The organism is Vescimonas sp. (assembly GCF_057856985.1).
This window is the reverse complement of the sequence record NZ_DBLZXX010000016.1, coordinates 1-15,499: the sequence shown is the minus strand read 5'-3', so window position 1 is coordinate 15,499 and position 15,499 is coordinate 1. Positions and strand designations below refer to the sequence as shown.

Sequence of the window (15,499 nt, the reverse complement as noted above, 5' to 3'; positions counted from 1 at the left end):
GCCATATACGAAAACGGGAGACTGCGGTGCGGTCTCCCGTTTTTGTTATCGCCGCAGGGCGGCCATAAAGCGCAGCAGATTGCCCATGGTGAAGCGCAGATCCTCCTCGGTTCGCGCGGCGGCTTGGGGCCAGGTACACAGCGCCGGATGAATGGGGAATACGCCGGACACGCCCTCCGCGTACACCGCGTCCAGCGCCGTCTCGCAGCCGCCCACCAGCGCCGCCGCCGGTACACCCAGCGCCCGGGCGCGGCGGGCCACGCCCACCACCGTCTTCCCCCGCAGGCTCTGGCTGTCCAGATGACCCTCGCCGGTGATGACCAGCGATGCGCCGCGGCATTTCCGGTCAAAGTCCGTGAGATCCAGCACCACATCAATACCCATGCGCAGCTGTCCGCCGAAAAATGCCGCCGCACCGGCCCCGAAGCCGCCGGCTGAACCACCGCCCGCCAGCGTCAGCACCTCCATGCCCACGTCTTTTTCCAGCGTCTCCGCCAGATGGCGCAGGCCCGCATCCATGCGGGCCACCATGGCCGCGTCCGCCCCCTTCTGAGGTCCGAACACCGCCGCCGCACCAGCGGGACCGCACAGGGGGTTGTCGATGTCGCACATCACCGTGACCTCCGCGCCCGCCAGCGTCTCCCGCAGACCCTTCATGCGGATATGGGCGATTTGGGTCAGCGTCCCGCCGGTAGGCACGAACGCCTGTCCCTTCACGTCCAGAAATTCCGCGCCCAGCGCGGCGGCCGCGCCGCAGCCGCCGTCGTTGGTGGCGCTGCCGCCCAGCCCCAGCACCAGCCGCTTTGCTCCGCGGGACAGCGCGTGGGCCATCAACTGGCCCACGCCGTAGGTAGTGGTCTTTTCCGGATCGCGGCACGCGCCCGCCAGCGGCAGGCCCGCCGCTGCGGCCATTTCCACCACCGCCGTACCGTCCGGCAGCAGGCCGTAAAAACCCATGACCTCCTGGCCGCAGGGCCCTGTGCAGGGCACCTCCGCCCGTGTGCCGCCCACGGCGGCCAGAAAGGCGTCCACCGTGCCCTCGCCGCCGTCCGCCACCGGAATGGCGCAGATCTCCGCCTCCGGCTCCAGCCGCAATATCTCCTCCGACGCGATGCGGCAGATGTCCTCCGAGGACAGCGTTCCTTTGAAGGAATCCGGTATCAGCACATATTTTGCCATGGTCTCCGCTCCTTTCCGAAAAAGCGAGCCGCGGCAGACGCCGCGGCTCACGGGTTTGCTGCTTACAGCGTGTAGAACAGCGCTGCCATCTGGGCCGTCACATCCTCCGTGTAGCTGCACAGCGTCACGCAGTAGATGTAGTTGCCCTCCTTCATGCACACCAGCAGCTCATACATGGGGGTGTCCTGTACCGTGGCGGTGATGGCGATCGCGGGACACTCCGCGCCGGCGAACTCCGCCGTGGTCACGGACGCTGTCACGTCCTCAAAGCCGTAGGTGCCCATGGCGTCGGGCAGCTGCTCCGCGGACAGCTCCACATAGTCCTGAGCGCTCATGGTGGTGCCAAACAGCAGTCCCATGTTCTGGAACACCACGTTCATGGTCATCAGCCCATCGGTGGAGGAGGCGTACATATCGTACACGCTCTGGTTCTCCTCCATCAGCTGGCGCATATCCTCGTCGCTGGTGCCCTCCGTCAGGAAGCCGTTGATCTCCGCGATCTGCGCCTCGGTGTAGAACGTCCAGGTCTCGTCCAGCGTGCAGCCGATGCCGGCGAACTCGTTGGTGTAGGTGCCGCCGTTGACGCTGCCCAGCTCCGGCGTGCCGGCGTCATCGGCGGGCATGTCCACCTGACCTGAGGTGTCCCGATCCGCCACGGCGCCGGGGTCCACGGTGCCGCCGGCCTCGTCCGTCGTCTGCTGTCCGCAGGCGGCCATGGTCATCAATATCGTCAGTGCCATCAGCATGGCAAACAGCTTTTTCATGGGTCTCCTCCTGTACGAAGTATGTCAGTTCCTGTCAACGGCATTGTACCAAATCGGCGCGGGAAATACAACAGCAAAATTTTCCGCCGCTGCGGCCGGCGGCTTTGGGATGCGCCGCCATTTCCCGACAGGATGCGTCCGCCGTTCCGGTTACAATAGGCGTGAAAGGAGGGACAAGCCTTGAAAACTGTCACCGAGGCCGTCCGGTCCGTCCCGCTCCGCTCCCTGCTGACGGGGTTTTTACCGGCGGCCGCCGCGTTTCTGCTGTCCGGCGCGGCGCTGGACGGCCTGTACAGCCCATGGGCGCTGGCGGCCGTCTCCGCCGCAGGCGTCAGCTGGCCCGGGCTCAGCGCCCTGCTGGGCGCGGGACTGGGCGCTTTCCTTTTTCTGGATTTTCAGGCGGGGCTGCGCCACACCGCCGCCGCCATCCTCATCTTCTGTGCCAACACGGCGTTCTGCACCACCCGCCTGTACCGCCGTCCGGTATTCCGGCCGGTGGCTGCCGTGTTGATGACGCTGCTGGTGCAGTCGGCCTATCTCATCCAGCGGCAGCCGCGGCAGTGGGCGCTGTGCGCCGCTGCCTGCACCGTGCTGTACGCTGCGGCAGCGCTGCTGCCGTCGCTGTCGGATGCCAATGCCTCGGCGGTGAGCCGCGGGCAAGCGCTGTTCCTGCTGGGTCTGGGGCTGTCCCTTACCGCCTACGGCTGGTCGTTCTCCGGCTTCCGCGTGGGCGGTATGCTGGCGGCGGCGCTGCTGATGGCCGCGGCGAAGTGCCTGTCCCCCGCCTCCGCCGCGGCGGCGGGAGCCGTGGCCGGTCTGACCATGGATCTGTTCACCGGCGATGCGGTGCTGCTGACCGTAGTGTGCTGCGGCGGGATGGGAGCCGCCTCCGCTGTCAGGGAGCGGGGCCGGTTGGCCGTGCCGCTGGTGTATACTGCCGCAGCCATGGCCGGATATGTGCTGCTTGACGGGCCGGACCCGCTGCCTCTGCTGTTTCAGAGCATGGCGGGTGCGGGGCTCTATCTTCTGCTGCCTCAGCGCCTGCCGCTGCGGCTCGCCCAGCAGGCGCCCGCGCCGCCGGCCCAGCCGGAGGCCACCCCTGCCGCTGCGTTCCGCGCCGTGTACGACAGCTTTTTCACCGAGGTATCGCCGCCGCGGCCGGAGAATCCCGCCGTGCTGTTCGACCGCGCGGCGGAGCAGATCTGCGCAGGGTGTCTATTGCAGCGGGATTGCTGGCAGGCACACTACAACGATACCTACAATGCCTTCAACGACGCCTGCCCCCGCCTGCTGCGCCGCGGCAGCGCCTGCGCAGAGGACTTCCCCCTGCATTTTGCCAGCCGCTGCCTGCACTTCCCCCAGCTGCTGGAGGCGCTGAACGACCAGCTGCACCAGTTCCTGCTGCGCCGCGCTCACCGGCTCCAGCTGGAGGAAGCGTATCAGGTGGCGCGGCAGCAGTACGCCCAGATGTCGGAGGTTCTGTCCTCCGGCGTGCCGGTGTCGGCGCCGCCTCGCTTTGCCTGCCGCACCTCCATCGCCCTGCGGCCCAGGGAAGGCGAGACACTGTGCGGCGATCAGGCGGCGTCCTTTGAGGCGGGCGGCGCGGCGTGCCTGCTGCTGTCCGACGGCATGGGCAGCGGCGAGGCCGCCCACCGTGAGGCCGCCATGACCGTGCGGTTACTGAAGCAGTTTTTACAGGCGGGCGTGGAGCCGCTGCCGGCCTTGAAAACACTGAACACGGCGATGCTGCTGCGCTGCCGCGAGGGCGCGGGCTTCACCACCATCGACCTGCTGCGGCTGGACCGCAGCACCGGTGAGGCCGCGCTCTATAAATACGGCGCGGCGCCGTCGTATCTGAAAAAGCTGGGCCGCGTCACGCGGTACGGCGGCGCGGCGCTGCCCGCGGGACTGGAGGGTGCGGACCGCCAGCCCGATGTCATCCGCTTCGTCCTGCCGCCGGACGGCTGGCTGGTGATGGTCTCCGACGGCGTGGTCGGCGGCGACGGGGACGAGTGGCTTCAGGATCTGCTGGCCGGTTGGGGCGGCGGCACTCCCGACGCCCTGGCCCGCCGCATCCTCACCATGTCCGCCGAACACGGCGGGCGGTCCGATGACTGCGCCGTGCTGGCGCTGCACCGGCTGCGGGGCGAAGAAAATGGCCCCGCGCAGGTATAATCTGCCGCCGCGCCGTCCATACTACTACCGTCGCCCGATGCGATAGGGCGGCGCAGTAAACGGACAGCAAGGAGGGCATATGCTTGGTTAAAGGTATTTCCCGCCGCGTCATCGTGGTGGATTCTCCGGACCCCCAGATCTTCGAACAGGCCATTTTCATTCTGCGCACCGATGGCGGCGGCGTCAGCTCACAGCAGCTGGTGGATCAGGCCGTCCGCATCGCCAAGAACTATGCCCGCTGTCAGGGTCTGCCGCGCCGGCGCGTCCGCGTCCCCGGTTGGCTGTGGGCCGCCATCGGCGCGGCGGCCATCGGACTGACGTGGCTGCTGTGTACCCTGTTCTGATCTTCCCATGGTTTCAGCGGGCAGCGCCCGTTTGAAATTAGTTTTCCATCATTTTTCTCCTCACTTGGAGCGGACGTGACCCGTCCGCTTCCTTTTTTTGCGCAAAAAACCGCAGGAGGGCTTACCCTCCTGCGGTTTCGTGTCTCAGTGCTTCTTTTTCCGCGTCACGACGATGCCGATGATCGCCGCCACGGCGATGACGCCCAGCAGCACCCACAGCCATGTGAGCCCCGCGCTCTGCTGAGGAACGGCGGCGCTGTCCTGTGCGCCGGTCTGGCTGTCGGCAGAGTCCGGCAGGTCGTCCACGGAGACGGTGCCCTCGTCGATGCCGGTGTCCTCTGCGCCGCCGGCGCCGCCCGTGGTACCGGTGGTGTCGCCGGCAGTGCCGGAGTTGTCCACGTCCACGGTGCCCGTGCCGGCGCCGGTGGTGGCGCCGGAGCCGCCGTTGTTGGGTTTGTTGTCGGCGGGCTTGCTGTCGTCCGGTTTGCTGTCATCGGGCTTGCTGTCGCCCGGCGTGTTGCCGCCGTTGACGTTGCTGTTGTAGTTCACCGTGATGCCGGAGGCGAAGGCCCCCTCCTCCACGGCGGTGATGGTGTCCGGCAGGTCCACCGTTTTCACGTTGTCATTGCCCGTGAACGCGCCCTTGGCGATGGTGTTCACAGGGATACCGGCGATGCTGGCCGGTACGGTGACTGCGGCGTCCTTACCGAAATAGCCGGTGATGGTGATGGACTCGTCCGCGATGGTGTAGTGCAGCGCACCCTCGGTGTAGACGGTGGCAGCCAGCGCCGTGGCCGTCATGGCCAGCGCCATGAGCAGCGACAGCAGCACGGGGATGAGTTTTTTCATAAGTCGCTCCTTTGCTTTGCGCACAGGGGCATAGTCCGCGCGGACTATGCCCCTGTTTTGGGTTAGGGTCGGAGATGGGTACGCGATTTAGTCGTCGCCGCCAACAAAGCCAGAATCAATTTCGCCGCTGGTGGTGATGATGTCCTCACCGGTGGTGAGAATGACCTGCATCTCCGGAGAGTCATACTGCTTTTTATCCACTGATTTTCCTCCTTTACTTGGTCAGGCTGTCGTAACTGCCGGACTCGATCGTATTCGTGTAGATGTACAGAAGCTCGCCTGCATCGCTCTCAAGGACCATGTAGCCGCGGCCGTAGAACGTCCGATCATTGTACTTGGTGGTAATGTCAAGGCGCGTCACACCGTTCAGCTCCAAGCTGTTGCCGATGTAGGCATTCACGCCGGTCGGCAGCTTGCCGTTGCTATCGAACTGCATGTACGCCGCTGCACCATCTTCACCGCAGACAGCATCTCTGCTCCACAGGATGCCCTGCTTCACGACCTTGTAGCCATCGGGTACGGCACGCGTTGCCATGAAGGTGACGACATAGGACTCATTCGCCGTGGTAGCGCTGACCTCACTGATTGTGATGACAGGCTTGGCCTCGGCGGCCTCGTCGTAAACAGCCTTCACGGTCATGTCACCACTGGGGGCCAGATTCAGCGTCTTGGTATAGCCCAGAACGTTGCCAGCGTTGTCCGTCCAGTAGGAGAAAGTCTTGCCCTCGATGTCCTTGGCCGTCACGTTGACAGCCTTACCGACCACCGCGTTCACGACATCATTGCCGATGCCATCGGGATAAATCACCGTCACCTTGCAGGCGATGCTGGGCTCCGTATAGCGTGCGCGCACCTGAATGATGCCGCTGTTGTTGGCCATGGCCGCGCGGATCTCAGCTTCCGTCATGGACCAGCCAGTGAAGGTGCAGCCCATCTTGATGGGAGGCACGGGGAACTGGATGGTATCGTTGGTGGTGTATGCCTTGGAGCTGATGATCTGGTCGCTGTGGGAGATGAACACCACGGTGGCCTGATTCTGACGCGCCTTGCCGTACACAGCCTTCAGGGTCGTCTCGCTGCCCATGACGAAGGTGTAGCTCTTCTCGGTGGAGACCACCTTGTTGGATGCGTTGACCCAGTACAGGAAGTTCTCGCTGCCGGTGAAGTTCACCGTCACAGATGCGCCGACGGCGAACTGCTCATACAGGTAGGAATCCTGCACCGCGCCGCCGTTGACCGTGAACTCAGAAGCCGTGACATTCAGCCAGAACTTGCCGCCGCTGATGGGCTCATAGACCGCGATCATGGTCCAGTCATCGGTGGGCTTGACCTCGCAGGTCAGGTCGGTGCTGTACGCCGTGCCGGTGTACTCGTTGACGAACCAGCCCACGAACTTGTAGCCGCTGATGGCGGACGCCGTGACCGTGGTGCCAACCGCGTAGGTGATGTCGCTGCCGCCGCCGGCCACATTGGCCACGGGGCTGTCGCTGCCGGTGGTGCGGGACGTCACCTGGACGGTGAACTTGCCCTCTGCCACGCCGTAGGTGCCGTCACCGTTCTGGGTGGGGACGTAACCCGCAGCGCACCACTCCTTCTTCACCTCCGTCTTGAAGGTGCCGCCGGAGATAGCATAGGAGCCCTTGTCAAAGACCTTCTCAACATAGCCGCTGTCGATCTTGACCAGAGAACCGTTGTTGCCGAACTTATCCAGCTTGTCAGCGGCCTCTTCCTCACCGGAGAGGTAGGTGATCTTGGTCTTCTCGCCCGTGATGGTCAGCTGGCCATGGACCACGCCGTTGGTAGCCGTCGCGGAGGGAGCGGAGTTGACGAACACGTTGCCGATCACGGAGTTCTCCACCGTGACGTACACGTTGCCGCCGACCCACAGGTCGTTGGCCGCGTAGTAGTTCGCATCGTTCAGCTCCATCGTGCCGGTGCTGCCGGTCAGCGTGGAGTTCCTGATGGTGGCGTGAGAGCCGCCGCCGGAGATGTGGATGCCGCTGCCGTAGGCGATGCCGCCGCCGTTGGTGGAAGTAACGCCATCGAACACCGTCTCGCCTGCACCGCCCTCATTGAGGAAGATCTTGGAGACGCCGCCGCCGTCCAGCGTGACATTCAGGAAGGTCAGGGTGCCCTTTGCGGACTGGGTGCGGTAGAACATACCTGCCTTGCCATCCACGCTCGCCAGCTTCTTGACCGTCTTGATGGTGTACTTGCTCTGGCCGTCGATGGTGATGGCCTTGCCGGTGGCGATCTGCTCGTTCAGAGTAACATCCGCCAGCAGTCTCACGGTCTGGCCGTCCTGAGCCGCCGCAACGGCCTCAGCCAGAGTGTTGTACGCCTTGACGGAATTGCCGTCCTTGTCCAGAATCTGGGCGGTCATACCGGCAGCCGCCGTGAAGGAGCCGTTCTCGTTCTTGGTGATACCAACGCCGGGAGCCGCGAAGCTGGGAGTCTTGCCGTCCACCTTCTGCTCGGGGGAGACGTTGGGGTCGAAGCCGACGAACGTACCGCCGCTGATGGCGACCTTCGCATTACCAGAGGTGAACTCGCTGTCGATGCAGTTGAACAGATACTTGCTGCTGCCTTCCCACTTCTGGTGCAGGTCGAAGGTGCCGCCCTTGACGGACAGGGTACCCTCCTTCACCTGAACCACGCTGACGTTGCCGTAGAAGGTGCCGTTTTCGATGGTCAGGTCGCCCTTCGCCACGTTGATGGTGTAGCAGTCGTTCTCCTTGGCATCTATGGTGCCGTTGCCGGTGATGGTCACCTTGGCGCCATTTGTGATGGACAGGATAGCGTTGGCCTTATCGCCCCAGATGTCCACCGTGTTACGGATGGTCTTGCCGTTCAGATCCAGCGTGATGCTCTTGTTGATGGTCAGCTGGGTGTTCTGCTCCACATCCGCCAGCAGTTTCACGGTCTTGCCCTTTGTAGCCAGACGGATCGCGTCGGCCAGCGTCTCGTACTTCTTGCTGCCGACCTCGGCGACAAATTTGCCTTCCTTGACGCCGTAGGTGCCGTCCGCGTTCTTGGTGGGGATGAAGCCATCGGCGCAATAGTAATCTTTGACCTCCTTATTAAATGCACCGCCGGAGACCTTCGTGGCGCCATCCGCCGCGTTCGTTGCACGAACCGTCCAAGCTGTGGTTCTGGTGCACAGGTTCTTGAACGTACCGCCGGTGATGACCGTGGACGGTGCTGCGCTGCCATTCTTATCCTTATCGGTGTGGATGACCTGCGCCTGTCCATAGGGAGCACTCTTATCGCTCTGAATGAACTCGCCGCCGCTGATGGTCAGCTCGCCGTAGTTGAACACAACGCCGGTAAAGCCGTTGGAATTGCCCTTTGTCAGCGTGAACGTACCGCCGGTGATGTTCAGCTTCGCACTCGGCTCATTCTTGACGGTATCCAGACCGCCGGTGTAGGTACCGCTGGTGATGGTCAGGGTGCCCCAGTTGTCGATCATGGAGGAGCCGGTGTTGCCCGCCGTGGCGGCGACATCCGTCAGCGTCAGGTTGGCATTGCTGCCCTTCGTGACCTCGATGTTGTAGTAGTCGTTGCCGCCCACAACATTACCGTTCTTCACGGTGACGGTGCCGCTCTGCACAGAGATCGTGGCCTTGCCGGCGTTGGTGTTGGTCAGGGTCTTGCCGCCCAGATCGAGGGCGATGCTCTTGCTGATGACCACGTCCTCAGCGACGTCAGCCAGCAGTCTCACGGTCTGGCCGTCCTGCGCCGCGTTGATGGCCTCGGTCAGGAACTGGTACTTGGAATCGCCCACAGAAGCCACAGCCAGCGCATCGATCTGCGCCTGCGTCACGCTGGAGCCAGCCATGATACGCACCTTGGACAGGTCGCCGGTGACGTAGTTCAGGTCATCCTCCAGCATGATCAGGCTGTTGTCGCGGGCAGCAGTCATGCCTTCCATGAGAACGCCGCCCTTGCCGTCCTTCTCCGCATAGATAGGATAGCTGTCGTTGCTGTTCTTCTGCTTGTTCCAGGAGTTGTCGTAGATCTTCAGGCCGCCGGAGTAGCCCTTATAATCCAGCGGGTTGTTGTAGGCGGCGATGATGGGGCAGTTGACCTCTTCGCCCGCCACCTTCACAACGGTGTTGGAGTAGCAGCCGCTGATGACCTGAGAGGGATACAGCGGGACAGGCGTGATGCCGGCCGCGCCGCCGCCCCAGAAGGTGCTCTCAGAACTAATAGTACCTTCCACATAGCAGTTGGTGTACGCGCCGCCGTCCTGGCAGTTGCCAACGATACCGCCAGCCCAACAGCCTGCGGAGACATCGCCATAAACGGAGCAGCGGTCAACCGTGAAGCCGCCGGAGCCGGCGATGCCGCCCACCTGAGCAGCGCCGCTGCCGCTAACAGTGCCCTTGAAGGTGCAGTTGGTGATGGTGGCGTAGCCGTGGCCCACGATGCCGCCCACGTAGGTGCAGCCGGGAGCGCTGACGCTGCCTTCCACCGTCAGGTTCTTGATGGTGCCCGTATAGACCTTGCTGAAGAAGCCCACGCCATTCTTACGGCTCTCTTCGACCTTCAGGCCGGTAACGGCGTGGTTCTGACCGTCAAACGTGCCCTTAAACCAAGTGGCCTGTGTGCCGTAAATGCCGATCGGCGTCCACTTCTCGTTATTCAGGTCGATGTTGTTGGCCAGCGTCACGGTCTTGCCCGCGAAGTTGTTGCCCGCATTGACCTTCTTGGCGAAGTAGAACAGGCCCTCGGCGGTGGAGATGGTCACGTTGCCGTTCTCGTCCTCCACATAGCCGTCAGCGCCTACCTTCACGCCGAAGGTGCCGTCCGCGTTCTGGGTGGGGATGTAGCCGTCAGCGCACAGGGACTTGTCCACCGCGCTGGAGAACGTACCGCCGGAGACGGAAACCTTGTCGTTCTGCGTGAAATCGCTCGGGGTCAGGTCCTTCCAGTTGTAGGCCTTGACCGCGGCGTTGCCGCCCTTGGCCGTGAACTTACCGCCCTCGACCTCAATCTTGGACAGGCCCTTGTAGCCGGTGCGGTTCACGATGGAGATGGCCGCGCCGTCCTCGATGGCGCCGTCGTTAATGGTCTTGTCGATGCCGTCACCGGAGACGGTGATGGCCGTCTTAGCGCCGCTGATGTTCAGGCTGCCGGCGCAGACCTGCACGCCCATGGTCTGGGCGTTGATGACGCTGTTGTCGATGGTCAGCGTGCCGGAGCTGGGGAAGTAGATGCCGAAGCCGTTGGGCACGTTCAGCGTGCTGTTCCTCAGCGTCACGGTATCGTTGGTGTTGTTGCCGTTGGTCTCGATGCCGCTGCGGGCGCTGGTCTCCATCACGACGTCCTCGAACACCAGACCGGAATTGTCATACTTGATGGTGCCGCCCATGGCGGAGGGGATCAGACCCACCAGCTGGCTGCTGACCACCTTGCCGTTCTTCACGGTCAGCGTCACATCGGGGTAGTTGATCTCGAAAGCCGCGCTGTTTGCATCCTTGCCGGTGCAGGTCCAGGTGTGGTCAGCCAGATCCACCGTGCGGTTAATGCTGCCGGAGCTGAACGTTGAACCGGTGGTATAATCGCGCAGCAAGACGATAGCCTTGCCGCTGGCCGTCTGCGCCTTGAACGCCTCGTCCATGGTGTAGTAGGAGGTGTCGCCGACCTTGGCCAGATAGGCTTTCGCCACGCCGAAAGTGCCGTCGCCGTTTGGAGTAACGCCGGAATTCTCCACCACGTACTTGCTGGGGTCTTTGGAGAATGTACCGCCGGTGACAGCGATAGTCGCCTTAGCGGGGTCTTCGATAGGAATCAAGCCATTGCCGTAGGTATAGGTGCCCAGCGTACCAGTGACGGTGCCGCCGGTGATACTGACCTTGGCCACCTTGCCCTCGGCCTTGTCGTAACTCACGGACGCCACATTATCGTTGACGGTGCCGCCGCTGATCGTCAGGGTGCTGTTGTGACCGCCGCTGTACGTCCAGGCCGCCACAGTGCCGTTGACCGTGCCGCCCTTGATGGCAGCTCTGTGCCAGTTCTCCACCGCGTAGCTGTTGGCGGAATTCAGCGTACCGCCGTTCAGGAACAGATCGCCGCTATCGACCTTGATCACGATGAAGTTATCCTGAGTAAACGTGCCGCCCTTGATATTCAGGCCGGGGTACTTGTCGACACTGTCATCGCCCACGCGCACCAGGGACGCGCCCTTCCCGCTGTCGGTGCCGCTGTTGTTCTTGACGTTGCCGCTCTCGAAGGTGAGCCAGCCTTTGCCCTGAATGTCGATGACATAGTGGGAGCTGACGCCGGAGTTCTCCGCGGTATCCTCACGCATGATGGTACCGGTCTTCGCCGCGCTGCTGTCCTTGACGGTGACGCGGGCCGTAACGGTCAGTGCGGGCTTAGCCTTGACCTGGCCGCCGTTGAGGGTGTGACCGTTCAGGTCGAGGGTCATCATCTCGGCGATGGTGACATTCTCGCGGGTATCCGCCAGCAGCTTCACGGTCGCATTCCTACCGGCCTTGTCGATAGCCGCCTGCAGGGACTTGTACTTGACGCCCTTGACCTCTGCCACGTAGGTGGTCTCGCTGCTGGGCATCAGCTGCGTCACGCTGGTGGTCAGCTTATCGTCAGCCGCAACATTCTTCGTGCCCTGCTTGCTTTCGTCCGTCGTGCCGTTTTTGGCGTAGTAGCCCGGCTGCTGCGCCTGCACATTGGCCGCCGTGTTCTCCACGGTCAGCGACACATTGTTGGACTTCTCGCCCTCGCGGCCATCGCCCAGCAGGATGTCGCCGTTGCCGCCCACCGTATCGGTGAAGGTGCAGGTGCCCACGGTGGTGTTCATCGTGCCGCTGCCGCTGTTGACAAAGCGCACGGGCGCAGCGAACTGCTTCCAATCACCATTGTCGCCGCAGTTGGTGAACTTGCTGTTCTGGACGGTAACAGTCTGCGTACCGTTTGCCTTGTGGTTGAAGTTCACCGGCACCTGTGCCCCCGTGAAGGAGCAATTGTCGATGACTACTTTGCCGTCCGCATTGGAGTAGACGGAAGTAGCCTTTGTGCCAAAGTCGCAGCCGGTCAGCGTGATGTCGTTCACGCCGGTGGTGCCGCTGATGTACACGCGCTGGACGGTGATACCGTGGACGCTGTCGCAGTCGGTCAGGTTCACAGTCACCTTATGACCGGTGTGCCGCTGACCCCACACGCCCAGATTGTCCAGCTCATAGGCCGTGACGGTGATGTCCTTGTCCAGATAAGCACCGCCGGTCGTGACCTGCTTGCCGGTGTCGCGGCTGAACATGTAGGTGTCGACCTCCAGGTCGCACTCGCCGCTGGAAATATAGGCGTTATTGCCGTAGATGGTGATATTGTCCGCCACGTGGCCGTGGGTCAGCTTGCCCACATCCGTGCCGGGGCGGCACACGATGGTGATGCCGCCGGCATTGGCCATATAGGCCGCGGTCAGGGCATCCGCCAGTGTGGCAACATAGCCGCTCTCAGAACCGGCAGCCCAGTATACAGGGGTGGCCACGTCCCAAGCGGACTCGTCCAGCAGCTCCAGGGTGTAGCTGCTGCTGCTCAGTGCCGCGATGGCCTCGCCCAGCGTGGCGTACTCGGTGTCGCCCACCTTGGCCACGTTGGCGGAAGGCTGATTTTCCTTGACGCCATAGCTGCCATCCGCCTTCTTCTCAATGGTGAAGCCTTCGGCGCAGTAGTCGCTAGGCACCTCGGCAGTGAAAGAGCCTGCCGTGATGTTGAACTCATCTTTTGCTGCCTCAGTGGTCTTCTCAGCCGTAACATTAAAGTTGCCGCTGATGCCGCTGCCATTAGCCTCGATAGTTACCTTCTCGGCATCAGCGGAACCCTCGATATCCTTCTGAAAAACACCCTTAGTGCACTCAGTGGCGCTGATGCTGTCCAGTTTGATGTCCGTAGGCTTAGAGGCCACAATTGCCGCCTTCTCCGTCAAGCCGGTGAAGGTCGTGTCCTTGATCGCAACCTCGGGGGACTCTGCCAGAGTGCCCTCATTATAGGTCTTGATGCCGCGAGTACCCGTGAAAGCGGACTTCGTAATCTCAGTGGTGCCGCCGTAGTTCCACAGGTTGTACTTGCCGCTGGTGGTATTAGTAAACTCGCAGTTGACAAACACCGTCTTGCCGTACTGGTTGTTGCACGCGCCATTGGGGAACGTGCAGTTGGTGTACGTTACGGTGTTGTTCGCCGCATCCGTATTGCGCAGGACGCAGGTAAAATACTCGGTCGCATGACCGATGTCACCCACCCAAGCCCCGTTGCTGTGAGACAGAGTCAGGTCCACGAAACTGACATCAATGTCATAATTCTGGTCCGCTAGAACAGAAGTGGAGTTCGTGATACTGATCTCCGCGTCATCGGTCTTGCCTATGAAAGCTACCTTCGTAACGTCCGTCAGGCCGGCCTTCAGCACCTCTATCCACGACTCAGTAGAATTCGCTTCCACTTTGCCGTAAATCTCATAGGTGATGACGCCATTGACAGGCTCCGCCGCTGCGATGGCCGCTTCCAGCGTATCGTAGACGGTGCCGTTTACCTCGACTCGATTGCTGGGAGTGACCAATGTGGAATCGTTTTCGTTCACAGAATCGGTAGGATCAGCGCCGCCCTCAGTACCGGCGGTATCACCCACCGTGTTGCTGCCGTTGCTGCCTTCGACCTTCTGGTCGCCGGTGTTACCGCCGTCCTCGCTGTCTCCGACCTGCAAGTCGCCGGTGTCACCGCCGCTGTTGCTGTCGTCGGACACGCGCGTTCCGTTCTCGGAGACGCTCGCGCCCTGGGTTTCGTCGGCGTCCCCCATCGCAGCGTACGCCGCCGTCGGCAGCAGAGACAGCATCATTACCAGCGAAAGCAGTAATGACGCCACTCTTTTGCCCATTCTCGTTTTGTTCATGTTCCCCCATCCTTTCATGTGATTTTTTGGTCTGTCTGCGGAATCATGATGTGCGCTGTCCGCACCGTGCCCGCGGCACTGCACCGGCGAGTCCGCACCCCCTGCGGATCAGTGGCAGGCTCCGCCGCGCGGGACGCCGTCCCATGCGGAAAAGCCATCGTTTCAACTGGGTTGAAACGGGAAAAGGGTACCCTTTTCTGCCGGAATCTCCCTCCAATGCAGGCGCCCCTTGCACCTGCGCGGGCTGGGAAATCGTCCCATTGCGGGGTGATTTCCCTTTTCTGAATATACACGGGGTAGCATAGCACCATTTCGACAAACAATCAACTTTATTTCCGCACAAAATTTCCCGTTTTTTTCTATTTAATATCGACAAAACCCGGAGCATAGTGTGTCAAAGGCCGTCTCTCCGCACAATTTCGGCATTTTCCCACCGCCTGTGTCCGCCTGCGCGGGCATCTGCCGCAAAAGCGGAGCCACCGGCGCAAAAAAAGAAGCCATGACAACGTCATGGCTTCTTTTGGCAGGGGCAGAAAGGCTCGAACTCTCGACACGCGGTTTTGGAGACCGCTGCTCTACCAACTGAGCTATACCCCTGTGTGGTGGGCCTTCGGGGACTCGAACCCGGGACCGGACGGTTATGAGCCGTCTGCTCTAACCAACTGAGCTAAAGGCCCAAGTCTACGCGGCTGACCTGAATAAGAAATGAGCCGCCACCTTACGGATGGCGGCTCACCCTTTGGCTCCCCCTGTTGGGCTCGAACCAACAACCCTTCGGTTAACAGCCGAATGCTCTACCATTGAGCTAAGGAGGAGTGTTGGCGCTACCTATTTTCCCGGGCCGTCTCCAGCCAAGTATCGTCAGCAGAAGCGAGCTTAACTTCCGTGTTCGGGATGGGAACGGGTGGACCCTCGCCCTAATCAGCACCAACTACCGATCGCAGCCACACATGCGGCAACGACCTATTCAATTCGGAGAAAAAGTGGTGACCCGTACCGGATTCGAACCGATGTTAAAGGCGTGAGAGGCCTCTGTCTTAACCACTTGACCAACGGGCCGCATTTTTTCTTCTATTTCATCAGCCGAAGCTGTTGAAATCATGGTACACCTTCAGGGACTCGAACCCTGGACACCCTGATTAAGAGTCAGGTGCTCTACCAACTGAGCTAAAGGTGCATATCCTTGTACCCTGAAAACCGAACAAAGAAGTCAGATGGGAGAAGGCTTAGATTGCCTGCATTATTGTAGGTCAAGCCCTCGGGCTATTAGTACCGGTCAGCTG

6 protein-coding genes, 5 tRNA genes and 1 rRNA gene are annotated in these 15,499 nt (G+C 61.9%); 2 read left to right on the top strand and 10 right to left on the bottom strand.

What is annotated here, in order from left to right:
* Positions 1 to 45 precede the first annotated feature (45 nt).
* Entirely contained in the window at positions 46 to 1,179 is a 1,134-nt protein-coding gene (locus ACZM22_RS08960) for a glycerate kinase family protein (protein WP_489543809.1), read from the bottom strand.
* 62 nt (positions 1,180 to 1,241) lie between these two features.
* On the bottom strand, positions 1,242 to 1,943 hold the full coding sequence (locus tag ACZM22_RS08955; protein ID WP_489543808.1) for a hypothetical protein: 702 nt from the start codon (positions 1,941 to 1,943) through the stop codon (positions 1,242 to 1,244).
* Between the two features lie 180 nt (positions 1,944 to 2,123).
* Between ACZM22_RS08955 and ACZM22_RS08950 the strand changes: the two genes are divergently transcribed.
* Positions 2,124 to 4,118, top strand: coding sequence for a SpoIIE family protein phosphatase (locus ACZM22_RS08950; RefSeq protein ID WP_489543807.1), 1,995 nt, complete (start codon positions 2,124 to 2,126; stop codon positions 4,116 to 4,118).
* Positions 4,119 to 4,201: 83 nt separating this feature from the next.
* A complete protein-coding gene (locus tag ACZM22_RS08945; protein WP_417053771.1) occupies positions 4,202 to 4,462 on the top strand; it encodes a hypothetical protein in 261 nt (86 codons plus the stop codon).
* Positions 4,463 to 4,606: 144 nt separating this feature from the next.
* On the opposite strand, the gene ACZM22_RS08940 is transcribed toward ACZM22_RS08945, so the two are convergent.
* The 8 genes from ACZM22_RS08940 to ACZM22_RS08905 all read right to left on the bottom strand — a co-directional run bounded on the left by ACZM22_RS08940 (position 4,607) and on the right by ACZM22_RS08905 (position 15,393).
* Positions 4,607 to 5,311: a leucine-rich repeat domain-containing protein gene (locus tag ACZM22_RS08940; RefSeq protein WP_489543806.1), complete on the bottom strand. Its 705-nt coding sequence runs from the start codon at positions 5,309 to 5,311 to the stop codon at positions 4,607 to 4,609.
* 214 nt (positions 5,312 to 5,525) lie between these two features.
* Positions 5,526 to 14,216, bottom strand: a complete 8,691-nt coding sequence (locus tag ACZM22_RS08935) for a GLUG motif-containing protein (RefSeq protein ID WP_489543805.1) — start codon at positions 14,214 to 14,216, stop codon at positions 5,526 to 5,528.
* Positions 14,217 to 14,737: 521 nt separating this feature from the next.
* Positions 14,738 to 14,813, bottom strand: a tRNA-Trp gene (locus tag ACZM22_RS08930).
* Between the two features lie 3 nt (positions 14,814 to 14,816).
* Positions 14,817 to 14,893 (bottom strand) — tRNA-Ile (locus ACZM22_RS08925).
* A gap of 63 nt (positions 14,894 to 14,956) precedes the next feature.
* Positions 14,957 to 15,031: transfer RNA gene (locus ACZM22_RS08920), tRNA-Asn, on the bottom strand.
* Between the two features lies 1 nt (position 15,032).
* Positions 15,033 to 15,148: ribosomal RNA gene (gene rrf / locus ACZM22_RS08915) — 5S ribosomal RNA — on the bottom strand.
* A gap of 52 nt (positions 15,149 to 15,200) precedes the next feature.
* A tRNA-Glu gene (locus ACZM22_RS08910) sits at positions 15,201 to 15,275 on the bottom strand.
* A gap of 42 nt (positions 15,276 to 15,317) precedes the next feature.
* Positions 15,318 to 15,393, bottom strand: a tRNA-Lys gene (locus tag ACZM22_RS08905).
* Positions 15,394 to 15,499 lie beyond the last annotated feature (106 nt).

Bases quoted from the DNA above. Each gene is read 5' to 3' on its own strand.
- ACZM22_RS08960 (WP_489543809.1), bottom strand. From the start codon at position 1,179: ATGGCAAAATATGTGCTGATACCGGATTCCTTCAAAGGAACGCTGTCC.
- ACZM22_RS08955 (WP_489543808.1), bottom strand. From the start codon at position 1,943: ATGAAAAAGCTGTTTGCCATGCTGATGGCACTGACGATATTGATGACC.
- ACZM22_RS08940 (WP_489543806.1), bottom strand. From the start codon at position 5,311: ATGAAAAAACTCATCCCCGTGCTGCTGTCGCTGCTCATGGCGCTGGCC.
- ACZM22_RS08935 (WP_489543805.1), bottom strand. From the start codon at position 14,216: ATGAACAAAACGAGAATGGGCAAAAGAGTGGCGTCATTACTGCTTTCG.